This window comes from Paenibacillus woosongensis, assembly GCF_009725165.1.
Lineage (GTDB): Bacteria > Bacillota > Bacilli > Paenibacillales > Paenibacillaceae > Fontibacillus > Fontibacillus woosongensis.
In genome coordinates this window covers 404,683-428,057 of the sequence record NZ_WNZW01000001.1, presented here as the reverse complement: position 1 = coordinate 428,057, position 23,375 = coordinate 404,683, and the positions used below count along the sequence as shown (strand labels likewise).

Annotated in this window: 22 protein-coding genes; 11 read left to right on the top strand and 11 right to left on the bottom strand. The window is 52.1% G+C overall.

The window, feature by feature from the left end; all coding sequences use genetic code 11:
- Nucleotides 1-80 precede the first annotated feature (80 nt).
- From GNP95_RS02105 to GNP95_RS02095, 3 genes are read right to left on the bottom strand one after another with little or no spacing between them, the layout of a single operon-like run.
- A complete protein-coding gene (locus GNP95_RS02105) occupies nt 81-1,226 on the bottom strand; it encodes an amidase domain-containing protein (RefSeq protein WP_330163228.1) in 1,146 nt (381 codons plus the stop codon).
- The gene (locus GNP95_RS02100) at nt 1,189-1,851 is read right to left on the bottom strand and encodes a class F sortase (protein WP_155609250.1); all 663 of its coding nucleotides are present in this window, start codon (nt 1,849-1,851) and stop codon (nt 1,189-1,191) included. Before GNP95_RS02100 ends, GNP95_RS02105 begins: the two co-directional genes overlap by 38 nt.
- Nucleotides 1,852-1,899: 48 nt before the next feature.
- Nucleotides 1,900-2,166 carry a hypothetical protein gene (locus GNP95_RS02095; RefSeq protein ID WP_330163227.1) on the bottom strand — a complete coding sequence of 89 codons (267 nt, stop codon included), beginning with the start codon at nt 2,164-2,166 and terminating at the stop codon, nt 1,900-1,902.
- A 152-nt stretch (nt 2,167-2,318) separates the two neighbouring features.
- On the opposite strand from GNP95_RS02095, the gene GNP95_RS02090 reads away from it, so the two are divergent.
- Nucleotides 2,319-3,020 (top strand): HAD family hydrolase, encoded by a 702-nt coding sequence (locus tag GNP95_RS02090; RefSeq protein ID WP_155609249.1) that lies wholly within the window; start codon nt 2,319-2,321, stop codon nt 3,018-3,020.
- 34 nt (nt 3,021-3,054) lie between these two features.
- On the opposite strand, the gene GNP95_RS02085 is transcribed toward GNP95_RS02090, so the two are convergent.
- From GNP95_RS02085 to GNP95_RS02065, 5 genes are all read right to left on the bottom strand, one after another.
- Nucleotides 3,055-4,170 carry a YheC/YheD family endospore coat-associated protein gene (locus GNP95_RS02085; RefSeq protein ID WP_330163226.1) on the bottom strand — a complete coding sequence of 372 codons (1,116 nt, stop codon included), beginning with the start codon at nt 4,168-4,170 and terminating at the stop codon, nt 3,055-3,057.
- 36 nt (nt 4,171-4,206) lie between these two features.
- Nucleotides 4,207-5,331, bottom strand: a complete 1,125-nt coding sequence (locus GNP95_RS02080) for a YheC/YheD family endospore coat-associated protein (RefSeq protein ID WP_155609247.1) — start codon at nt 5,329-5,331, stop codon at nt 4,207-4,209.
- Nucleotides 5,331-6,704 (bottom strand): YheC/YheD family endospore coat-associated protein, encoded by a 1,374-nt coding sequence (locus GNP95_RS02075; RefSeq protein ID WP_155609246.1) that lies wholly within the window; start codon nt 6,702-6,704, stop codon nt 5,331-5,333. Before GNP95_RS02075 ends, GNP95_RS02080 begins: the two co-directional genes overlap by 1 nt.
- A 75-nt stretch (nt 6,705-6,779) precedes the next feature.
- Nucleotides 6,780-7,901 (bottom strand): YheC/YheD family endospore coat-associated protein, encoded by a 1,122-nt coding sequence (locus tag GNP95_RS02070; RefSeq protein ID WP_155609245.1) that lies wholly within the window; start codon nt 7,899-7,901, stop codon nt 6,780-6,782.
- A gap of 15 nt (nt 7,902-7,916) precedes the next feature.
- Entirely contained in the window at nt 7,917-9,284 is a 1,368-nt protein-coding gene (locus tag GNP95_RS02065; protein WP_155609244.1) for a YheC/YheD family endospore coat-associated protein, read from the bottom strand.
- A 179-nt stretch (nt 9,285-9,463) separates the two neighbouring features.
- On the opposite strand from GNP95_RS02065, the gene GNP95_RS02060 reads away from it, so the two are divergent.
- The 4 genes from GNP95_RS02060 to GNP95_RS02045 all read left to right on the top strand — a co-directional run bounded on the left by GNP95_RS02060 (nt 9,464) and on the right by GNP95_RS02045 (nt 12,922).
- Nucleotides 9,464-10,630 carry a DUF445 domain-containing protein gene (locus GNP95_RS02060; RefSeq protein ID WP_155609243.1) on the top strand — a complete coding sequence of 389 codons (1,167 nt, stop codon included), beginning with the start codon at nt 9,464-9,466 and terminating at the stop codon, nt 10,628-10,630.
- A 30-nt stretch (nt 10,631-10,660) separates the two neighbouring features.
- Nucleotides 10,661-11,008: a YlbF/YmcA family competence regulator gene (locus GNP95_RS02055; protein ID WP_155609242.1), complete on the top strand. Its 348-nt coding sequence runs from the start codon at nt 10,661-10,663 to the stop codon at nt 11,006-11,008.
- Between the two features lie 105 nt (nt 11,009-11,113).
- Complete coding sequence (locus GNP95_RS02050; RefSeq protein WP_230873631.1) at nt 11,114-11,443, top strand: hypothetical protein; 330 nt, start codon at nt 11,114-11,116, stop codon at nt 11,441-11,443.
- 141 nt (nt 11,444-11,584) lie between these two features.
- Nucleotides 11,585-12,922 carry a DRTGG domain-containing protein gene (locus GNP95_RS02045; RefSeq protein ID WP_155609240.1) on the top strand — a complete coding sequence of 446 codons (1,338 nt, stop codon included), beginning with the start codon at nt 11,585-11,587 and terminating at the stop codon, nt 12,920-12,922.
- A 143-nt stretch (nt 12,923-13,065) separates the two neighbouring features.
- Here the strand turns inward: GNP95_RS02045 and GNP95_RS02040 are convergent, their stop codons facing one another.
- The 3 genes from GNP95_RS02040 to GNP95_RS02030 form a co-directional block, all read right to left on the bottom strand.
- Nucleotides 13,066-13,377, bottom strand: coding sequence for a YtpI family protein (locus tag GNP95_RS02040; RefSeq protein ID WP_155609239.1), 312 nt, complete (start codon nt 13,375-13,377; stop codon nt 13,066-13,068).
- A 91-nt stretch (nt 13,378-13,468) separates the two neighbouring features.
- On the bottom strand, nt 13,469-13,966 hold the full coding sequence (locus tag GNP95_RS02035) for a hypothetical protein (protein ID WP_155609238.1): 498 nt from the start codon (nt 13,964-13,966) through the stop codon (nt 13,469-13,471).
- Nucleotides 13,963-14,292 (bottom strand): YtrH family sporulation protein, encoded by a 330-nt coding sequence (locus tag GNP95_RS02030; RefSeq protein ID WP_155609237.1) that lies wholly within the window; start codon nt 14,290-14,292, stop codon nt 13,963-13,965. Before GNP95_RS02030 ends, GNP95_RS02035 begins: the two co-directional genes overlap by 4 nt.
- 201 nt (nt 14,293-14,493) lie before the next feature.
- On the opposite strand from GNP95_RS02030, the gene GNP95_RS02025 reads away from it, so the two are divergent.
- From GNP95_RS02025 to pyk, 6 genes are all read left to right on the top strand, one after another.
- On the top strand, nt 14,494-18,255 hold the full coding sequence (locus GNP95_RS02025) for a DNA polymerase III subunit alpha (RefSeq protein WP_155609236.1): 3,762 nt from the start codon (nt 14,494-14,496) through the stop codon (nt 18,253-18,255).
- A gap of 635 nt (nt 18,256-18,890) precedes the next feature.
- On the top strand, nt 18,891-19,382 hold the full coding sequence (locus GNP95_RS02020; RefSeq protein WP_155609235.1) for a phosphatidylglycerophosphatase A family protein: 492 nt from the start codon (nt 18,891-18,893) through the stop codon (nt 19,380-19,382).
- Nucleotides 19,383-19,517: 135 nt separating this feature from the next.
- A complete protein-coding gene (locus GNP95_RS02015) occupies nt 19,518-19,706 on the top strand; it encodes a glutamate decarboxylase (protein WP_110933485.1) in 189 nt (62 codons plus the stop codon).
- A gap of 85 nt (nt 19,707-19,791) precedes the next feature.
- Nucleotides 19,792-20,685, top strand: a complete 894-nt coding sequence (gene accD / locus GNP95_RS02010) for an acetyl-CoA carboxylase, carboxyltransferase subunit beta (RefSeq protein WP_213588970.1) — start codon at nt 19,792-19,794, stop codon at nt 20,683-20,685.
- Nucleotides 20,686-21,783 carry an acetyl-CoA carboxylase carboxyltransferase subunit alpha gene (locus GNP95_RS02005; RefSeq protein ID WP_330163225.1) on the top strand — a complete coding sequence of 366 codons (1,098 nt, stop codon included), beginning with the start codon at nt 20,686-20,688 and terminating at the stop codon, nt 21,781-21,783.
- A 122-nt stretch (nt 21,784-21,905) separates the two neighbouring features.
- Nucleotides 21,906-23,327: a pyruvate kinase gene (gene pyk / locus GNP95_RS02000; protein WP_155609234.1), complete on the top strand. Its 1,422-nt coding sequence runs from the start codon at nt 21,906-21,908 to the stop codon at nt 23,325-23,327.
- The last annotated feature ends 48 nt before the right edge of the window (nt 23,328-23,375 follow it).

Below are 23,375 nucleotides of genomic sequence, written 5' to 3'. Positions count from 1 at the left end.
TCCTCCAGTTTAGCGTCGATATCTTCAATTTCCATTGTATGACGTTAAACTGCAGTTATGCTGACAAGCCCGCATGTACATTAGTCTCTAATGTGTACCAGTAAGTATTTGGTATACTGATCCCACCCCAGGTCAAAGGGAACGCGGTAACGGTCGGCCGAATGCGAATTGACGAGGGGATACCCGTAATCGTCGAATCCTACCACGATCGAGAAGTGATCCACATCGCTGCCGCTAATGATATATCCGATCAAATCGCCTGGCTGAATATGTGAAATTGCTCCATCCGGATATTTGGCCGAAGGAGCGATAATATCCCGGAATTGTCCCCTGGCAAGCAGTTTTCCGTATCCGGAATATATCAGGAAATTATAGAAGGAATCCGTCCGGATCCACGCTTCGCTTCCGCCCTTGTTGGCAAAATATCGCCATGATCCGGTCATCGGCAGCCCTCCACCTTCTTTTTCGTCGCCAACAGCCTGGGAAGCGAAATTGGTACAATCGCCGCCCTTGCCGGAGTAATCGGCATATTTGCGGTTATACCTGTGATTATTGCCGGCGCCCCAAGCTGTTCCCGCATATTTATTCGCATACTCCACGGCACGGGCCCGGCGGTATTTTTTGCCGTCCACGGGTTGCTGCCGATAATTGACAGAAGGGGAGGTTCCGTCATCCGTCACCGCAATTTTGTTCGGATTCTCGTCCAGAGGGTCCAGATACCATTCCTTATGGACCTTCCAGTCGTCATCCAGCTTCTTTAATGTAAGATAATGTTCAGTTCCGATTCCGAACGACTGAACGGGCACATTTTTGTTGGTATAGGTGTAATCCACCTTCAAGGAATGAACCAGGGATATTTTTGCTGTATCCTTTGAGGTTCTCAGACGCACGATTCGTATTTCGCTATTGGCCTTAACGAGCTTGATTGCCCTCTTGATCGCCCACTCGTTAAGATAATTCGTTCGGTTAACTTCATTGCGGAGAGCGTGCTTGCTCACTTTGTTGTCATGAAGATAAAGTTCTTTTAATCTATCCGTCTCCCGGCTGACAAGAATGTCAGCTCTCTGCTTGTACAGCTTATCCAAAAAGGCGCGCACCTCTTGCTCCTCTTGATCGCCCGAAGCCGCATAAACCTCCGCTTTGCAGGAAAGTAAAGTCAGGCAGAGGATAAGGATGGCTGCTACAAATTTATTGGTCAAGTTCATCATCACCGTCCAGCTTGGCAAAAACGATCAGTCTTTGCTCATGCTCCTTTTTTTTTCTGCTGTATTTACCACTGCATGTCACCAGATTCAATCTGTGCTCTGCCGTATCCCCGAAAACCCGCTCGACGGGTGCTTCCGATGTAGGGTAGGATTCAACGGCCTCCACAATATAGGTCAATTTCTGTTTGGCATGATCCCGTACAATGATGGAATCGCCGGGTTGTAACTTTTTCAAATTAAAAAAAATAGCCGGGCCGGTATAGCTATCGACATGGCCGTCCATCACCATATTTCCAGGTTCCCCTGCAAGTACGCCCGGATGCAGGACGCCGACGATATCCGTATGTTTCGGAACATCCATTTGCCCGTCCTCAAGCACCCCCACCGGCTCAACACTAGCCTTTACCTTAATGGCAGGAATTATGAGCTCTGTTGGCATAAACGGTTTGGGTAGCGGCCTGCGGATGTTCTCCGCCGGCTGCATTTCTGTGTCATTCACCATTGGGGGGGACGGCGGGGAGGGCAGGAATTGGGAATGCGGCTGCGGCTGTGGCTTGACGTTCTCCTTCGCCTCCTTGGCAGGACCGCAACCTGCGCAACTGACGGCTAAAACAATGGTAAACAGAATAACTAATCGTTTCATCATGATTGTATAAGAGAGAAAGAGGGAGTAAGCCCTCTTTCATCCTCCTTCTTATTCTGTTTGCTCGCTAGCTCCGCCAAAACCAGTCTTCGGCATTTTGGTAGCCTTTGTTTTAATGCTCTTGGTTTTGATGCTTTTCGCTTTAATGCCTTTGTGTTGAGTTGACTTCGCTTTCATTTTGTGAGTTTTATGAGTCTTCTGCGTCGACTTCGTGTGCATTCCTTTCTGCCCCTGCTGATTAGCCGGAGCTGCACTTACAGCTGAAGCTAAAGAGAATAGCAAACACGCCGATAGTAGGGCTGCAGACAATTTTTTCACAAGTATTTCCTCCTTGAGTATTATTTTTCCCCAGAGATAGGATATCCGCTGTACGTTTTTTCTAAGCAGGAAACTTATAGATAAACGGGGTTTACAAGGTTTGCTCTTTCGAATATCATGGGGCTAACACAATGACAGGAAGGAACGCTGACATGGAAACCACTCGACTTACGAAACCCGAAGCCATGATCTTTGATATGGATGGTACGCTGTTCAAAACGGAAACGCTTCTGATCCCTGTATATCATCGCTTGTTTGATCAGCTTCGCGCAGAGAACTTGTATGAAGGGGAGACGCCCCCCGAGGAAAGAATACTTGGCGGATTAGGCATGCTGCTGGATGACATTTGGAAAAGGGTGCTGCCAGACCATGATGAAATCGTGCACCGGCGTGCGGACGAATTGCTGCTGGAGCTGGAGCTAATCGGACTGAAGGAATATGTTACAGAGCTGTATCCGCAGGTGGCCGAAACGCTGAAGCAGCTTCACGAGCGCGGAATCAGGCTCTTCGTAGCCAGCAACGGGCTGGAGCATTATGTAAAAGAGGTAGCGGATGCACATGGCATCTTCTCGCTGTTCGAGGGAATCTACAGCGCAGGCGAGCATCAGACGGCGACCAAAGTCGATTTGGTCAGGCTTCTGCTCGATAATCATGGCGTAAGCAGCGCCTGGATGATCGGGGACCGATCCTCTGATGTGGAGGCGGGCAAGGAGAACGGCCAGACCGTCATTGGCTGTGCTTATGCGGGCTTTGGCCAAGGACAGGAATTAATCGGCGCCGATCGGCTGATCTCCTCCTTCTCCGAACTGATCGCCCTATACGATCAAGCCGAGGAAGCGCACGAAGCGAAGTGATCCGCCCAATCCTAGAAGCAAGCCGCTCTTCCGGTTAGGAAGAAGCGGCTTTTTGTTTGTGCAGCCACATGGCGTACTCAAGCGGTCTTGCAATGGCTGCCCGGTATGCCTCGGGATCGCCGGACTGATTGAACACCTCTCGTGCGGGCTTGGGATTGACCTCCAGCAAATAGACTTTTCCGCTGGGATCGATCGCAAGATCAAGAGCCAGCTCGCAGAGCGCGCCATAATTCGCCTCCAGCGTTGCTGCGACATCAATGCTCAGCTTCTCGGCTGTACGGCGTATTTCCACGCGCTTCTCCTCGCTATGGGAGGCATGCTTCAGCAGCGTGTTCATAGGCACGGCATGCCCGCCGCCGTGCAGATTGGAGGTCACGCTTCTCGGAGGGCCGACCCTTCCGGCACATCCGGTCACCGCCCATTTTCCGGCGCCGTTCTTCTGAACGAGCATGCGGAAATCATGTACCCGGCCGTTTGGCAGCTTTATTTCAATTCCCTGCTGAATGAGATAGTTTTTTTTCGCTTTCCAGCGGATTAAATATGGAGCCAGCCTCGCCTTATGCATCTTTTGTGCCGGGATAATTTTCCTGGTCAACGCTCTGCCCTGAATCAGGTAAAGCTCCTTCCCCAATCGGTCGACCCGCAAGATTCCCCTCCCGCCGGTTCCCTGCATGGGCTTAATATAAACGCACGAATAATTCCGCATGAATCGATATACATCGCTCATATTCTGAAATATGGCCGTTTCCGGTAAATGGGGCCTGAATCTTGGCTTGCTGGATAGAAGTTGATAAATCGCCCATTTATCGCGAATCGGCCGGTTCAGGAATGTGAAGCTGTTGTTATAGCGATTGCGAAATTTGACCAGCTGCTCGAATCGCTTGTTTTTCTGAATGCGTCCCCTGTCGAAGATGAGATTCGGGAAGCTGCGCCACTTGCGTGACCATTTCTTTGATTTTGGATCAAATTGCAGGGAATGAACTAGTTTCTTCTCATGATGGACATCCATCGGAGTGAATACGAAGACATCCAGACCCATCTTTTGGCCTTCGACGATCATCTTCTGATAGATATGACGTTCCTCCAGCTGCTTCTTATCATTCATATACAGCGTCAATATGCCAAGAACAGGTTGCGACAATACGTTCACCTTCTTTATACGGTAGTCGGTTCACAATATTCCGGCTTAAGCGGATGGGTTCTTGGGTTGACTGGCCAAATGCTGACTGTATTGAAAAATTCGTTCGAGCGATTTTTTGCGGATTTGCGGTTCATCGAATTTCATCGGTTTGCTGTTCGCCTCAAAGAACCACATGTTTCCTCCTGTATCAATGCCGAGATCCATGGACATTTCACCAAGCATATGCCCGCATGCTTTTTCAATTTGCTTGGCGATGAGCACGGCGTTGGATCTAAGGCGATTAATGATTGCGTTGGTCATCTCGCTGCCGAAAGTAGGAGTTAACAGCTTTTCGGGCGATTCGATGCTGCCGCCTTGAGGCACATGGGTGGTAATTCTCTTAATGCCAGCGAGCCGCGCGCCAACGCCAGTGACCATCCATGCCCCTTTACCCGTTTTTTGCACGAGTATGCGCAGGTCAAAATTGCGGTCCCGGTACGTGGTGAGTTTGATGGCTTCCTGCATGATATAGGGAGCCTTTCTCATTTCTTTTTTTATTCGTTTCCAGAGCAGGTCTAGCTTGTCGGTCCGGTAAACGATATTTCTGTATCTTTGGCCCTGGATCGTTAAACGAAAAGGTTTTTCATGCTCCTCCTCATATTGCAGGAGCATGATTCCTTTGCCGGCCTTGCCGGATTCCGGCTTTAAATAGAGGCGCCCGTAGATTAGGAGCATGGCCTCAAGCGTTCTGGGACCAAGAAGCCTCCTGGTATTTGGAACAAACGCTTTAGTAGAACGGTTCCTCTTCAGCCATTCGAACAGCTTGCGTTTATTGAAAAAATAGGGGTTGTAGATATGAATCGTTCGATGCTGGATGCATTCATCGATTTTTTTGCGGACATTACGTTTTTGCTCGTCTTCCCGGTGCGGAATCCGATTATACACGACATCGGGAAGAGGAAACCATTGCTTCGACCAGGTTTTACTCTCGGAGTTGTAGTGGTACCCCCGGATCCGTTTGGCTGACAGCTTCAAATCCTTTGCAGTCACGACGTAGACGGGAAAGTCTAGATCCTTGCCGGTATTGATAATATCTCTGAAGTTGGCTTTATTACCGCGGAACAGGGATTCCGGGTCTTCTACGGTTAGAACGGCAACCACGGGTTTTTTTTCAGCGATGTGCTGGATCATCAGCCTTCCCTCCTACGGAATTTACTAAGATAGAGGCAGTGCTCCAAAATATGTTCAACGGATGCTTTACCCTCGGCTCTTAGAGACGGATGCTGGAATATAGATCTTCCCGGCTTGGCATTGGCCTCGAACATCCATATTTTTTCGTCCTTGTCTATTCCAATATCGAAGCCGATCTCACCAATCAAATGCTGGTGGTGATACTCTATGGCTTGGGCCAGCGTAATGGCGACATTCTTGGCATGACGCAGCACCTCATCGGCTCTTGAGCCGAAGGCGCGGCCAAGCGCCTGTTCGGGAGTCAACAGCGAACCTCCGTTCTTAAGATGGGTTGTTACGCTGCCTTTTCCTGCTTTCTTGGCTCCGATGCCGACAACAACCCAGTTGTTCCTGCCGTTCTTATGCATATGAAACCGGAAGTCGATGGGGCAGCCGTCAATTTCGATAAGGCGGATACCCTGCTGTGCTACGTAGCTGCGGAGCGAACGGCCATGCCTTGCTTGGAGGGTGCGCATCAGGCTGCCGAAGGAGCTAAAGCGCAGCAGCGCATTTTTCCCCCGCAGACGGTAACGGGCATAATAACCGTTTTTTGGAACGTGAGAAAGTCTGTAAATGCCATTTCCCAGGCTTCCGTTATTCGGTTTGTAATAAATGAGCGAGTGGCGGTCGAGCAAATCTTTAATTTGCTCGGGTGTAGGGTTCATAACCGATTCCGGCACGTAACGGTTGACTGTGGGATCTCGTTCCAGCAGCTTATATATATCCGATTTGTTAAAGAAGCTCCAGTTGAAGAACGGAATTTTCTTGCGAATGAACCGCTCCCGAAGCAGACCGATGGATGAGGTCGTCTCCGCCCGGCGGCTGGGCAGGCGGTTATAGACGACATCTGGCAGCGGAACTATTTTGCGGTAGAAATGCCCGGATTCGTTCAGAAAATAGCCGTTGACGGTTTCCTGTTCCCAGTTGATATCGCGCGGGGTAAAGGCAAATATATAGGACTGTTTGCTTCCCAGCTTCAGAAGCTGCTTGATGAAGGTTGTTCTGGAACCGAACCGATTTTGGGTGGAGCCTGCGGGGCCGTCTGATAACACGCCGATTAGCGGGCCCAGATGTACCTCGCCCTCTTGATTACTGCGAAGGTATATGGCTCCTGATTTCGGAACTTTGATTCCTTTACGAACGCTCGATGCAAGGTAGATATGGTTGCCTGGTTTGTTAATCGGTTTGACTGTTGCAGGAATGCGGTCTTGGCCCAGTCTGAGATGAACGGACTTCTTGCCTGATAATTTCAGGTTCTTCATTAATGATCCCGACACGTAGACGACCCTTTGGGGCTGCTGCGTGAAATGGACATTGCAGTAAGTCAAACTCATGAATTTATCCTCCTAATCGTTTTGCGAAGCAAAACAGCTTCCAATGCCAGACTCAAAGCATAATACTGCATCAGGCTAAGCTAGAGTTTTGCGAAGCAACAAGTAACGTGCATACTGTATCGGGTTTTCCACGGATTTTCGGGCGCCTTGCATATCGCCGATACGGAAGAAGGATGATCTGCCCGGCTTGGAATTGACCTCGAGAATCCATACATGCCCGCCCGGTTCTACGCCAAAGTCGATTCCGAGCTCTGCGAGCCGGCCGAAATGGGATTCCAAATGTTCAGGAATGGCTTCTGCGAGACGCTGAATAATTCTTACGGTCTGAATGCCGCGGTGTTCGCCGAACTCTTTGGTCAGATAAGGAACGGCTTTATGCGCAGTTCCGCCGCCATGCAGATTAGAGGTGAGGGAGTGCTTGCGTCCGGCTCGTACTGCCATACCTGTCATGCTCCACATGCCATTTTCGTTTTTTTGCATTAGTACTCTGACATCGAAAGGTTCATCTTTGCTATTGTTCAGCCGCAAGTAAGGTTGCATCAGGTATGCCCTGTTCGCGATGAACCGGTGTATCCAATCCAGTCCATCTTCCTTGGAGCGGAATTTTTTGCGGAACAATTGATTGCTGCCGCTTCTGCCTGTAATCATTAGCCCGTCACCTAAACTCCCTTTGATATTTTGGACATGCAACGTCCGCTTTCCGTGCGTACCGTTTTGCGGCTTCAGGAAGGCTCCCCCTTCCTGTGCGAGCAGCCACTGGTTCAATTGTTCAGGGCTTTCGTATCGAAGCGTATCGGGAAGGTAGGGGGCTATGAAGCGATTTTTTTTGAGTGCCTGATAGACGGACCATTTGCCGGTAAGAGCCCGTGCTAGATAAAGAAAGGGCTGCAGCTCGGAAAGGGACGCCAAACATCGCTGCTTGCGCCGCTGCTGTCTTTTGTCGTGGGAAATGCAGCGATCGTAAATGATTTCCGGGGCCGGAAACGGCTTTCGTATCCATTTGCCGTTCTCAAACGTATATCCAGGGATGCTCCTGCTGCCTGGGGTAACCCACCCCGGACAAAAAACATATATCGTCATTTTCTGCCGGCGGCCGATATGACATAATTGACGGCAAAATGCCGCTTCCGCAAAAGGAAGGGGGCCTGCGCATTCGCTTACCATGATGCCTACAATGCCTTGTGAAGAGGGATTCATCGGATTCCTCCTTGCTTAGAAGCCGGACAAAAAGCGCGAATATTCGATTACTTGCTTGACGGAAGGGCGTATTTTGCTCCCGCCAAGCGGCGTATTATCGTTCTTTGAAGGTTTGGAATTCACTTCAAGCAGCCAAATACGGCCATGCTGGTCGACTGCTAGATCAATGCCGAGTTCCCCGAAATGAGCCGGAATTTGTTGGTCAATGCCAAGCGCGATATCGAGAGCCGCCTTCTTGAGCCTGACATTTAACTTCTTCTTGGCTGCCGGCGGAAGTGAGCTGCGCGATATCGCATTCCTCAGCGTGCAGAGCGAGCCGCCTCGTGCCAGATTGGATACGAAATGCTGATCATTTGCAATCCGGGCGACAACGGAAGTAACGCTCCATTTGCCGAACCTGTTCTTCTGTACCAATGCTCTGAAATCTACTGGCCGCCGGTCCATAAGTATCAGGTGGAGTCCTTGCTGGATCTGGTACCGCGTCGATTTCATTTTCCCGGAAAGGGCAGTGAACAATTTGGAAAGACTGGCGTAATTGTGCTTCTGGGTGCCGCCAACTTGAGCGGTCAGCGTCTGATATCCGCCGCCGTCCAGCCGGGATATGCGGATAATCCCTTTGCCGAGGCTTCCTTTGATTGGCTTGAGGAACACGGTAGGGTGCCTGCTGCACATTGACTTCAGCATGGCGTAATTGCGGAACAAGTGCGATTCTGGCATATATCCCGCCACCGAAGGAGCCTTGCCAAGCGCGTCGAAAACTTCGGTTTTATCCAGGAACTTTTCATTGAAGTAATGGCTGCCGTAGAGGGATTTTACTTCTTTCATGAAATGCTGTACGCTAGGTTTATTCTCCAATTTGCGCGATGTCAGGCGATTATAGAACACGTTTGCGGCCGGAAGCTCGGTTTTCTTCCAGCCATCTGCATAAAGCCATCCCGTCACCTTCGAGCTGCTGCTTCCGATATGGGACGGGGTAAAGAAATAAACAAAGACACCTTGTCGTTGACAAGCATTAGCGAGTTCCCGGCAGAATTGGGTGATGGGGCCAAAAGGCCTTTCCGTTACATTAGGGTAATCCTGGCTGATTAGGACACCGATAATCGGACCAAGCTGAATGGTGGAGGATTGGGGGCGATAAAAGATCCGAAGCGTCGACCTCGCTGGAAGAGCCATGCTTTTGGCAAGTCCTTGGCTGATCCGGATCCCGTCTAACCGGGATAAGGGAATGACTTTGACATTGTGCCGGAATGAACCGAAGGATAGCTGAAGCGGCTGATTGGTCGGAATTTTCAGCTGCTTAATCAGCAGCTCTCCGAGCACGAGACAGTCATCCTCCAGCAAACCCGGTTTCATGATCTGTACCTTAATTTTTTTGGAGTGCATGAAGCGGATCTCCTTCCAAGCTTAGGCTTGATGTCTTGGATGCGTCTTCGTAAATACATGTAATGCATCATATGAGGACATAGAATCCTTGGTGATTAACCTATCCTTGAAATAACTTTGCACAGTTCAAGATGCATATCGGACATATTTTTAAGGGACATACAGGGAGGATTTGAAGGTTGGCAGACTGGTTATACATTGTAGTTAGCGTCGCCATAGCTGCGTTTGTTGGCGGAGTCACGAATCATTTTGCAATAAAAATGCTTTTTCATCCGAGAAGCCCGGTTATGATCGGCAAATGGCGCGTCCCGTTTACACCGGGGCTAATTCCAAAGCGAAGGGAAGACATTGCAGAGTCTTTAGGCAATGTGGTCTCCGATTATCTCGTTACGGCGGAAGGGCTGCAGGATATGGTAATGCGGCCGGAGTTTCGTCTTCAGGCAGAGGAGAAAATGGGCCAATTATTAAACCGCTGGGTTAGCAGCAGTCTGACGGTAAAGGAAGCAGCCTTGCGAATCTGGTCGGAAGAGGAGTGGGAAGCCGTTAAAGGCAGATCAGCCTCAGCCCTCACGGCAATTCTTCAGTACGGTTTCCGGCATGCATGGCATAAATACGGCTGGGAACAGAAGCCGCTAAAAAGCTTGGTCCCAGGCTGGTCAGAGGATAATCGTCAAGTGTGGAGCGAAGCGGCAGCCGATGTGATTCTAGATGCCGTAGCGGAGGAGCTGCTCTCCTCGCAAGGGCAGCGGCTGCTCGCCAAAATGGCCGCCGGACTTGCGGACAATGCAGGCGGATTTCTCGGTACGATGGCCGCGATCTTTTTGGATGAGGAGAAGCTGGTCCAGAAGCTTACGCCTACCCTTGTCCGCGCTTTGCAGGGCGAAGAAGCCCGCGCAAAGGTCGCTTCCGCGATCCGAGCGCGCATGGAAATTTACGGCGAGAAGCCGGTCGGCGAGGTGCTGCGCTCTTTGGCGGGGAGCGAGCCAGAAGCCTGGATCGGGGAGAAGCTGGACGAGCTTCCGCTGGAGGCATGGATGGCCAAGGCTGAGGGCGTAAAGCTAGCTTCACTGCTTGAGCCGTGGTACGGTCAAGCTGCAGCCGCGGTACCCAGCCTTGCGAACCGCATGCTGCGCCTGATCGCTCGCGTCATACCGCCAGCGATGAAGGCGGTCCGGCTGCCGCAGCTCGTGAAGGAACAGGTTCAGAAGTTTCCTGTTGAACGGCTGGAGGAGGTAATACTCAGCGTCTCCGGCAAGGAATTTAGAGCCATTACCTGGCTCGGTGTACTGCTAGGCGGCATGATTGGGCTGATCCAGTCCTTGTTGCTGCTGTGGGTTGGGCGTTAATGATTTATTACATTTTAGGAGGATATAACAATGAACATTTATGACAAAGCACATGATCTGGCAAAGGCGCTTAAAGAAAGCCAGGAGGTGTCCGATATCACTTCGGCGATGAAGCTGGTGGACGCTGACCCGGAAAGCAAACGGATGCTGGATGATTTTCGCCAGAAGCAAAATGAAGTACAACAGCGGATGATGAGCGGGGATATGCCATCTCCCGAGGAAATGGAGCAAATGGAAAAACTGTTCGAGGTGTTGAGCTTGAATTTGAACATTCGCCGCCTGTTCGATGCCGAGCGCCGTCTTAGCGTCATCATTCAGGATGTAAACAAAATCATTACGGACAGTCTGCAGCACCTGTACGGTTCGGAGCTTTCTTAATCTGGCAACGCAATACTATTTTTTGGCCAAGTCTCATATTAGCCGCATCTCCTTCATAGACTAGAAATATAGATTTGTTTATAGATTCGGATGAAGGAGCTGCGGATGATGAAAACAATGAGAACACTGCAACTAATCAAGAAGGAAAAAAAGCGGACCAAATGGAAGCACGCCATCTATTTGATTTTAGCCCTAGGGATGCTTGTATATGCTCTTCCGCTGATCTCATTTGGTCCAGGCGCAGGCTGGATATCGATTTTTGGCATCGCTTGGGCGGCCTTTGCCTTTATGGTTGTTGGCGCGCACCTGCATTTTCTGCTGGGCGTGAACGAGGAGAAGCAGCGGTCCCTCGAAGCCGTTCGCCGCGCCAAACTGCGCGAATGGCAAAACAAGCTGCAGAAAAAGGAATGGCCGGCGGAGAGCAAGCAGGGATAGAGCAGCAAGCAGCAAGTTTGAAAATGACGTAAGAACCGCACTTCATTGCCGCAAATGCCGGCAGCGGGGTGTGGTTTTTTTGTGGTACAATTGTGTATAATAGATACAGATTGGTACAGATTTGAACGGGAGGTGTAACAGTTGCAAGGGCATGAAGAGAGCATTACAAAGCACGAACAACTGCTACAGTATATCGAAGGGCTGAAGATCGGTACGAAAATTTCAGTCCGCAAGTTGGCGCGAAGCATGGGCGTCAGCGAGGGAACGGCATACCGCGCGGTTAAGGAAGCGGAGAATCTCGGCATCGTCATTACGAAAGAGCGGATTGGCACGGTTCGGGTCGAGAAGAAGCCGCGCAACATTTCCGATCAGCTGACCTTCGGGGATGTCGTAGACATCGTCGAAGGGCATGTGCTAGGGGGCGGGGAAGGCCTGGATAAGACGCTGCACAAATACGTGATCGGCGCGATGAAGATCGACGCCATGGCCCGGTACATCGACGCCGGGAGCCTCCTGATCGTCGGGAACCGGGAAGATGCGCATTCCTTGGCGCTGGAGCAGGGCTCAGGCGTGCTCATTACCGGGGGATTCGGGACGAGCCGTGAAGTGAAGGCGCTCGCTGACAGGCTGAGCCTGCCGATCATTTCATCAAGGCATGATACGTTTACCGTCGCTTCAATGATCAACCGGGCGTTGTTCGACCGGCTGATCAAGAAGAAGATTATGCTGGTCGAGGACATCGTTGCAGCTAAGCCAAGGCCTAATATGCTGAAGGTGAACAGCAATATTTCGGATTTTGACCAGCTGTCCCTCGAAACGGGCATGCAGCATTTTCCGGTCGTCGATGAGTGGAACCGGGTCATCGGCATCGTCAGCCGCAAAAATGTCGAGGACATTGGGGGCGGAGACCACTATATCGAGAAATGCATGGTCCGCCATCCGATTACAGTGGGGCTGCAAACCTCGCTGGCTTCGGCGGCGCAGATCATGGTATGGGAGGGGATCGATTTCCTGCCCGTCATCGACCGCAACCGGAAGCTCGTGTCCTCCGTTACCCGCAAGGAGGTGCTGCAGGCGATGCGGGATGCCCGCAATGAGCCGCAGCTCGGCGAGACGTTTGAGCATTTGATGTGGAATGGCTTCGTCGAGGAGCGGGACGAGGAGGGGCGGCTGTTCTTTCACGGCATCATCACACCGCAAATGTCGACGGATATCGGGACGATCTCCCATGGCGTGCTGACCTCGATCATGACTCAGGCCGGCCTGATTGCCGCCAAGGATGCGGGCGGCGGGGATTATGTCGTGGATCATCTGACGACCTATTTTGTCCGGCCTGTGCAGATTGAGAATGCGGTCGTCATTACGCCGGTCGTTCTGGAGACAAGCCGCCGGGCCTGCAAGCTGGAAATCGTTATCACCCACCAGGACTTGCTGGTCTCCAAGGCAGTCATGGCTTTGCAGTCGATCGACCATGCCTGATTTGCATATGGTCCGGCGGCGAATTTAACGACAGCCTGCTTGAAAACTGAAGAGTTTCTGGATAACGGCAAAGGACAATGCCTGACATGCTTGGTTAAGCGCAGGATTGTCCTTTTTTTTGGTACGGAAAAAGCATAGGTCTGTTAGGATTGGTTGGATTCAGCGTTATAACGCGACCAGAGCCCGTGATTGCGGATGCCGGCGAATATATTAAAAGCGCCCAATACCATGAAAATGGCTCCGATCACGACGCGGATAGATGAACCGCTGAAAATAAACATTTGGATCAACGCAAGAATGATAAGCATGAAGCCCATGCTGATATTCATTTTAGCGGCTGACAGGCCGCGAATCTTGCCATCTATGGAACGTCGGGACTTGATGCTGAAGAAGACGGAGAACACGCATGAAATCAATAGTCCGGCATACAGCACGTATTGAATACTTTCGATCATGGAACGGAAACAGCTCCTTTTTATTTGCAAGTGGCTTTGAAATGATTGCGCAAACTACGCAATATTATTGTAATCGCATACGGACAAAAAGTCAGCCCCTGATATACGGCCGCATGTCTATCCACACCTGCAGCACACCTTCGCTGACAAGCATCGTTTTGATCTGAATGCTGTACTCTTTGTCGCGAACAGCGTATATTTTGCGGTCAAGCAGGGTCCGCGCCATCTTACCGTCCGAGTCGATTTCGAAAATGCTTCGGCCGCGCAGGACGTCAAGCTCTTCATGCAGCTGCTGTACGACCTCCTTGACAGCAAGCGAATCAAGCGGAGGGTCGCGATCTTCGACACGGATTTTGACTTCTTTAATGACCGTCGCCCGCTTGTTGTATTTTTTCAGCGTCTTGTTATCTTCTTCCGCTTGGTACAGCTGGATTTGCAGGTCTTTGTTCTGGATCCAGAGCGTGTTGTAGCTCGTCTGGTAAATGACATTATACACGACGCTTCCCGTAACCATGCCTAGGATGAAAACCGCCGTCAATTGCATAAACCTTCGGAAATCCTCCATCGTCGGCCGACGAAACGGACTCATCCCCGACTGCCTCCGCATACCCACCGGACAAGCTCCGATCCCATATGCGCGCCAAGGAATGCAAATAACAGGTATAGTATTTGCTTGATCGCCGGCGATAAGTTCCCGTCAAAGAAATTGCTTTCGATGACACGCATCGGATCGATCGTCCCTCCTACCGCGGCAGCCAGTGCCCAGATTTTGATCCGATCCGCCACATCCAGCATCGTCTGGGTTGGCGGCTGCAGGGATATGACGGCACCAATCCCCCCAACCAACGCCCCTCCCAGCACGATACCGAAGGCGATAAAGAAGTCCATTACCGCTTTGGTCAGAAACGTGCTCATGCTTCAAACTCTCCTTTCTATCGGCGAACTCATTCCGAAGGGCCACACGGCCTTGCTTCGCTTGTCCTCTTTACCATTGTATGGGCGCTTTTCAGCCCGATATGATAAAATATTTTGAGAGGTTGTTTAAACTTGATCTGAATCAGGATGTTTAACTTGATTTGTTAATCATAGGGATTGACTTGGAAAGGAAGGAGACGCATGAACGAATTTGTTCATTTGCACGTGCATAGCGAGTACAGTCTGCTGGATGGCGCCGCCAGACTTCAGGATTTGGTAGCGAAAGCGGCAAGCTTCGGGATGAAGGCGCTGGCGCTGACCGATCACGGAGTCATGTACGGGGCGGTTCCTTTTTATAAATATTGCAAGGCAAACGGCATTAAGCCAATCATAGGCTGCGAGGTGTATTTTACGGCCGGATCGCGCAAGGAACGGGGCACGCGGAAGGAACAGCCGATCCACCATTTAATTCTGCTGGCCAAAAATGAGACGGGCTACCGGAATCTGATGAAATTGTCCTCAATTGGTCATCTGGAGGGCTTTCATTACAAGCCGCGGATCGATTGGGAGGCGCTGGAGCGGCACAGCGAGGGACTTGTCTGCCTAAGCGCCTGTCTTGGCGGGGAGGTGCCGCACCATCTGCTGCACGGCAGGTACAATGAGGCGCGAAAGGCCGCACAGCGCTATCAGGCGGTATTTGGCGAGGATTTCTATATCGAGCTTCAGGATCACGGGATTCCGGAGCAGAAGAAAGTGCTCCCTGAGCTGATTAAGCTCGCCGAGGAGCTGAATGTGCAATTGGTGGCAACCAACGATGTGCACTACTTGAATCAGGAGGATGCCGAGGTACAGGATGTGCTGATCTGCATCGGTACGGGCAAGACGATACAGGATGAAGAGCGGCTGCAAATCCCGACAGATCAGCTGTATCTCAAAAGCGGCGCCGAGATGGCGGCGCTGTTCCCGTATGTCGCCGAGGCGGTCGCCAATACGAAAGCCATTGCCGACAAGTGCAATCTGGAGCTCCAGTTCGGGCGGCATATTCTGCCGGCCTACCAGCCGATACCGGACGGGATGACCTCTGAAGCTTATTTGGCCTCCCTATGCGGGCAAGGGCTTGAGGAGAGATACGGCCATCTTGACATGTGGCGGCAGGAGCATACGAGAGAACAGCTTCATCAGCGGCTGCATTATGAATTAAGCGTTATCGGCAGCATGGGCTTCTCGGACTACTTCCTGATCGTCTGGGACTTTATCGCCTATGCCCACAGGCAGGGCATCGCCACCGGTCCAGGGCGCGGGTCCTCGGCGGGCAGTCTTGTGGCATACGTACTGAAAATTACCGATGTCGATCCAATCAAATACAATCTTCTGTTCGAGCGGTTTCTTAATCCTGAAAGGGTGACGATGCCGGATATCGATATCGATTTCAGCGATGAGCGGAGGGACGAAGTTATCGCTTATGTGGCAGACAAATACGGCGCCGAGCATGTGGCGCAGATTATTACGTTCGGCACGATGGCCGCGCGGGCTGCGGTGCGGGACGTCGGCCGCGCGCTGAACATCCCATTCGGCGAAGTAGATAAAGTTGCGAAGCTGATTCCCGGCAGCCTTGGCATGACGATCGAGCGTGCGATCCGGGAGAGCTCTGAGCTGAAGGGACTCTATGAGTCGCAGCAGCGCATTCAGGGCCTGCTGGACATGGCTCGGAAGGTGGAGGGAATGCCGCGCCACGCTTCCACTCATGCTGCCGGCGTCGTCATCTCTCGGGATCCGCTGACGGATACGGTGCCGCTGCAGGCTGGAGGCGAAGGAACGCCGCTTACCCAGTACTCCATGGAGCATCTGGAAGCGATCGGGCTGCTCAAGATGGATTTCCTGGGATTACGGACGCTGTCGATTATCGAGCGCTGTATGAACTGGATCCGCGAGCAGGAAGGAGAGGTGCCCGATTTTCGCCGGGTTTCCGATGACGACCCGCAGACGTATGAAATGCTCGGCCGGGGAGAGACGACGGGCGTGTTCCAGCTGGAGTCTGCGGGGATGAGGCGGGTGCTCAAGGATTTGAAGCCCTCCACATTCGAGGATATCATTTCTGTTCTCGCCTTGTATCGGCCGGGTCCGATGGAGTTCATTCCGAAATTTATCGCAGGCAAGCACGGGCAGACCGCCGTGGAATATCCGCATTCCGACCTGGTCCCGATTTTGAAGGACACGTATGGCATTATCGTTTATCAGGAGCAAATTATGCAGATCGCTTCGAAGATGGCCGGTTTTTCACTCGGCGAAGCTGATTTGCTGCGCCGGGCCGTCTCGAAGAAGAAACGCGAGGTGCTGGATGAAGAGCGGGGCCATTTTGTGTCGGGAAGCCTGTCCCAGGGATACCAGGCAGAGGATGCGAATGCGGTCTACGACATGATCGTACGTTTCGCTGACTATGGATTTCCTCGCGCGCATGCTGCAGCCTACGGGGTTCTGGCCTTCCAGACGGCATATTTGAAGGCGCATTATCCGGTTTATTTCATGGCATCGATGCTGACAGCAGTCATGGGCAGCCACCGCAAGGTGGCCGAGTACATTATCGAATGCCGCCGGATGGGAATCACGGTGCTTCCTCCAGACGTAAATGAGAGCGGTATTTTATTTACGCCGCGGTTAGCCGCCGCAGCCGCTGACGGGGAGGCCGTACGGCGGCAAACGGCTCTGGCGGGTGCGCCGGCAGACAAGCCTTTGAAGGCCGCGGAAACGGCCGCTGCTTATGATCTGGAGGAATCTGGGGCTGCAGAAACGTCCGCTCCTGCTGCCGAAGAAGGTGTGCAGGGAGTGATCCGCTTTGGCCTGGCGGCGATCAAAAATGTCGGGACTCAGGCGATGGAGAGTATTTTGCGGGAGCGCCAGGTGCGGCCTTTCGACAGCCTGCTCGATTTTTGCCGGCGGGTCGATCTTCGCACCTGCAACAAGCGCGTGATTGAGTCCTTGATCCAGGGCGGCGCTTTCGATTCGCTGCCGGGTCACCGGGCCCAACTGCTCGCCATGCTGGACGAGACGGTGGAAGCGGCGCTGAAATGGCGGAAGGAGCGGGAGGATTTACAAATTCAGCTGTTTGATTTTGTGGAGACGCCAAATTGGAACATTGAATACCCCGACATTCCTCCGTTTAGCGCGGGACAGCAGCTGGACCTGGAGCGGGAGCTGTTAGGCTTGTATTTGTCCGGCCATCCGCTTGACGATTATGACGAGCTGCTTGACGGCGAAGGAATCGACCGGCTGATGGATCTTGCGGAGAGTCCTGACGGCAGCAGGATAATTGTCGCCGGCATGGTCGTATCAGTGAAGGCGATCACGACCAAGCAGGGCAAGGCGATGGCCTTCATGGAGCTGGAGGATCAGGTCGAGCGCTGCGAGGTCGTGCTCTTTCCCGAGGTGTGGCGGCGCAGCGGGGAATTGGTCGCCAAAGGCGCCCTGCTGGCGCTGCGTGCCACCGTCCAGCAGCAGGACGAAGGCTTCAAGCTGCTAGCCGACGAGCTCGCGCCGCTTAGCGCCGCGAGCCTGGCGCAGCTTCGGCGCAGCCGCGGGGGGGCACCCCGCGGCGCGGGCGGGGCCAACGCGCAGCCGCAGCCTGCAGCCCGGCGCGGGTCTGACGCCGCATTGGCGGCGTCGTCCCGCACGGCTGCAGCGCAGCGCAGCGAGGCCCCGGGGGCTGCGGCCGGAGGCGCCCGCGATGCGAAGACGCCGGGGCAGCGCGTCTTCATCAAGATTTCGGCGGCGGCGGAGAACGCCCGCCTGCTGGAGAAGCTGAAGGCGCTGCTTCAGCTTCATTCAGGGCCCGTGGCCACGGTGCTCTATTATGAGAGCACCGGGAAGCTGCTTGCGCTGAGCGAGCGCTACAGCATCAAGCCATCGCCTGAGCTGTTTCAGGAGATGGAGCACATGCTCGGCCCCGGAACGGTCAGAATCAAGTAGCAGCGCTTGCCGTACGGGGCCTTCCGTCGATCGGAATCTATTATCTTCTGATAGGATGCTTGACCTGCAACCGTCTGTTAGCCAGTGCCTGTCAGAACCGCACAGACGCTTCAAACGTCCAGCCTCTTCATAAGGAGTAGTTTTATGCCCGAGTCCTGACTGAAGCTGCCAGAAGCACCTTCTGGAGCCTTATAGGCCGCAGTGGACAGGGAAGTGGGGAGAATCGTTTTGAATTAAAGTTGGAAGAGCATTATGTTGGAAGAGCCTTATTCTGTATTTCAGGATAAGGCTCTTTTTAATTTTTATTTACGGATGACCCGCTTTAACTCAGCCAGACATTAAATTACGGCGGTGCATGGCGGGCTGCAATTCTCCTGCCTGCGCTCTATTAACATATTTTTACGACAGTTTTTACGAACATTCTGAGCAGTCCCTGCATACACTTATGAACACAGCATCTGTGTTGTCCCCTATCATCTTTGGCTGAACTCCATCCGCTATTTATCAATCTCAGGTCATCTTCTAGCAATGATAGATGCGGAGCCGGCGGGAGGTTCGAAAGTTGTTGGGAAGATGGCGAAAGACAGACGGAGACATAAGTACGCGAACATTGGGAAATGCGGGAGGAATGACGGATGTCGTATGAAATTGCCAAGGCCCAGCTGCACCGCAGAGGGGTTGCTTTGGAGGATATTGCTGAAATCGTATATTCGCTGCAGGCGGTTTATCATGCCGATCTGACGATGGATAAATGCCTGGACAGCGTGAAGGCCGTCTTGCAGAAACGGGAAGTTCAATATACCTTATATACAGGGATTGCGCTGGATGAACTGGCGGAGAAAAAGCTTTTGCCGGAGCCGCTGCAGGCGATCATGGAGGCCGATGAGCCGCTCTATGGCGTCGATGAGACGATGGCGCTGGGCATTACCAGCGTGTTCGGCATGATCGGGCTGACGAGCTTTGGCTACCTGGACAAGGTTAAGCCCAAAATTATAGGCCAGCTGAATAACAAAAAAGGGGAAAGGATTCACGTTTTTCTTGATGACTTGGTTGCAGGGCTGGCGGCTGCGGCGTCGGCGCGGATCGCCCATAAGAGCGATTCGGCGAATGATTATTCCGCGCCTTGAAGCTCCTTTTAGCATAGTCCACTTGTTCATTGTAAATTAGCTTTTGCCCCTTTGTTGCGGGATTTTTGAAAATTATGTTATCATTACTCTATTATACGGGCTCAAAACGAAAGGTTAGGGGGCTTTGGTAAGGACATGTGGACTGTAATGTATATTGCGCCTACCGCCAAAATTGCGGATATGATTAAATCGAGGCTTACGGAAGAAGGCTTTCTCGTCCAAACACGTCCTGTCAATTTATCGAAACAGCAGTTTGAAATTTTGGTTCCTTCGGGTGAGCTCGAAGAGGTTCAAGAAGTGCTGAATTCCATTTTGCATCCTTGAGTACAAGGTGAGGGCAAATCAGTAAAGCGATGTATCCTTGACTGTAGGTGCGGCCTAATAAATTAACGGCTGAAGAGGTGTAGTTGTGTTTAAAGATTTGTTCCATAAAAAAAGAAAATACGCGACCATTCCTTCAGGAAGTTTAGGGAATGAAGACAGTGTACAGCCGGAGGAAAGGCCCAAGCGCGAAATTCCGGAAGGCCTGATGAATAAATGCGGCAAGTGCGGGAGTATTCAGTACAGCAAAGAGCTGGAAAAGAACTTGAAGGTGTGTCCTTCATGCGGTTACCACATGCGGCTGAATGCGCTTGACCGGATTCGCATTACACTGGATGAGGGCAGCTTCGTTGAATATGATGCTGACCTGATTTCCGTGGATCCTTTGGAGTTCCCGGGCTATGCCACGAAGCTGGAGCAGCAGACGCTGAAATCGGGCCTCCGCGAGGCGGTGGTCACCGGACAAGGAACGATCGGAGGCTTGCCTGCGGTCGTAGCCGTCATGAGCTTCGATTTCTTTACGGGGAGCATGGGCTCCGTCGTCGGGGAGAAGATTACCCGGGCGATTGAGGCTGCTATAGAGAAACGGCTTCCGCTTATTATTTTCTCCACATCGGGCGGCGCCCGCATGCAGGAGAGTATTCTGAGCCTGATGCAAATGGCCAAGACCAGCGCGGCTCTGGCGCGGCTGAATGAACAAGGCGGACTTTACATTTCGGTCATTACGGACCCGACCACAGGGGGCGTATCGGCTAGTTTTGCCATGCTTGGAGATATTATTATCGCTGAGCCGGGAGCGGTCTTTGGCTTTGCAGGCCGGATCGTCATTGAGCAGACGATTCGCCAGAAGCTGCCGGACGATTTCCAAACTGCGGAATTTAATTTGCAGCATGGGCAGCTGGACATGGTCGTCCATCGCAAAGAGATCAAAGCGACGCTATGCAAACTGCTTGACCTGCACGGCGTGAAGGGAGGAGTTTAAGTGGCTGGAGAATTGCCTTTTGAAACGTCCCTGGTGAAGCTTCGCGAGAAGATTCAGGAGCTTGAGCAGTTTGGAAATGAGAAGGGAATTGATTTCACAGAAGAAATCGCCAGACTGGAGGAACGCTACAAGCAGCTTGAGGACGAGATTTACAGCAATATTTCACCTTCCCAGAAGATGCATTTGGCGCGTCATCATCAGCGCCCTACGTCGCTTGATTTGATAAATCTCATCTTTACCGATTTCATCGAATTGCATGGTGACCGCGTATTTGGCGATGATCTGGCCATTGTTGGCGGACTGGCCAAATTGAACGGTATGCCGGTAACGGTCATCGGGCAGCAGCGGGGCAAGGACACGAAGGATAACATAGCCCGTTTCTTCGGGAGTCCGCATCCGGAAGGGTTCCGCAAGGCGCTGCGATTAATGCAGCAGGCGGACAAGTTCAAACGCCCGATCATTACGTTCATCGATACGAAGGGAGCTTACCCTGGCATTACTGCTGAGGAGCGTGGCCAATCCGAAGCGATTGCCCGCAATCTTCGCGATATGGCGATGCTGCGCGTGCCCGTTGTATGCGTAGTCATTGGCGAAGGCGGCAGCGGAGGCGCTCTGGCGTTGGGCGTTGGAAACCGGGTCGTCATGCTGGAGAACGCGATCTACTCCGTTATTTCTCCGAACGGAGCAGCCTCCATCTTGTGGAAAGACGCCTCCAAAGCGGATCAGGCCGCAGAAGCGATGAAAATTACGGCACAGGACCTGCTGTCGATGGAGGTCATTGAAGAAATCGTGCCGGAGCCCCGCGGGGGAGCCCATCGGGATTACGAGTCTACGGCGGAATCGATCAAGAATGCTCTCGTGCGCCAGCTTGAGGAATTGTCTGTGTTGAATGCGGACGAGCTTCTGGAGGACCGGTACCGTAAATTCCGGAAGATCGGCCGTTTTGCCGAGGCGCGCAAATCCGGCAAGCCTATGGAAGATTCTGCAGCGGATGACCTGCCAAACACAGGCGACACCGCCCCCGAATCTGCAGCTGAAAGCGAAAAAGACGCAGAAAAGAGCGCCGTAGCAGACGCTGCAACAGTGGGTAAGGAGTAGTATAAAATGCTTCAGATCTTGACGATATGACAAACTTCCTATACAAAATGGGAAAACTGTAGTAAATTTAGATGTTGGAAAAGACGATATAGAGAGAACAAAACAAAACGGAGGAAACCCAAATGCGCAAAACAAAAATCGTATGTACTATCGGTCCTTCAAGCGAATCGTTAGAGAACACCAAGAAATTGATCATGGCCGGAATGAATGTCGCTCGCCTGAACTTCTCCCATGGAGATTTTGAGGAGCATGGCAATCGGATTAAAGTGATTCGCCAAGCGAGCGAAGAGCTGGGGAAATCAGTCGCCATACTGCTAGATACGAAAGGTCCGGAAATCCGCACCGGCAAACTGAAGGAAGAACCGATTGAGCTTGTTCAGGATGAGTTCATTACCTTGACGACAGAGGAGATCCTCGGTGACAAGGACCGCATCTCGATCACTTATCAAAATCTTCCGCATGACGTGGAAGTTGGTTCGACCATTCTAATCGATGACGGATTGATTGGCCTAACCGTAGTTGATATCCAAGGTACGGAAATCAAGTGCCGCGTAATCAACGGCGGTCCGATCAAGAGCAAGAAAGGCGTTAACGTTCCTGGAGTTGACATTTCCCTTCCGGGCATCACAGAGAAAGACGCTAACGATATTCTATTCGGGATTGAACAGGGCATCGATTTCATTGCCGCATCCTTCGTACGTAAAGCTAGCGACGTTCTTGAGATCCGTCAATTGCTTGAGCGTCACAATGCATCCCACATTCAAATCATCTCCAAAATTGAGAACCAGCAAGGGATCGACAATTTGGATGAAATTTTGGAGGTTTCGGACGGCTTGATGGTTGCCCGCGGAGACCTTGGGGTTGAAATTCCAGCGGAGGACGTACCTCTTGCTCAGAAGAAAATGATCGAGAAATGTAACCGGGTAGGCAAGCCGGTTATTACAGCCACGCAAATGCTGGATTCCATGCAGCGCAACCCAAGACCGACACGCGCGGAAGCTAGTGACGTTGCGAATGCTATTTTCGACGGTACCGATGCAATCATGCTGTCTGGCGAGACTGCGGCAGGTAAATACCCGGTTGAGTCTGTCTTGACGATGTCCCGCATCGCGGAGAAAGCGGAATCTGCGCTGGAGTATCGCGAAATTTTCATTAAACAGAGCAATGCGCAGCAAACCACGGTTACAGAAGCGATCAGCCAGGCTGTTGCCAACTCTGCGCTTGAGTTGAACGCCAAGGCGATCATCACTTCGACGGAAACCGGTTATACGGCCCGTATGGTGTCCAAATATCGTCCGAAAGCTCCGATCATCGCGGTGACGACACAGGACAACACCATGCGCCGTCTCGCTTTGAACTGGGGAGTGACGCCTGTTAAAGGCGACGTGGCTTCTTCCACGGATGAGATGTTCGATAATGCAATGAAGGGCGGACTGGACAGCGGAGTAGTCAAAGAAGGCGATCTTGTCGTAATTACGGCAGGAGTACCGCTAGGACGTTCCGGTTCCACGAACCTGGTTAAAATCGGCCAAGTTCGCAAATAGTTTGCGATAGCTTATATACGATTAAGGATAAATGGACAAAGGCAATGG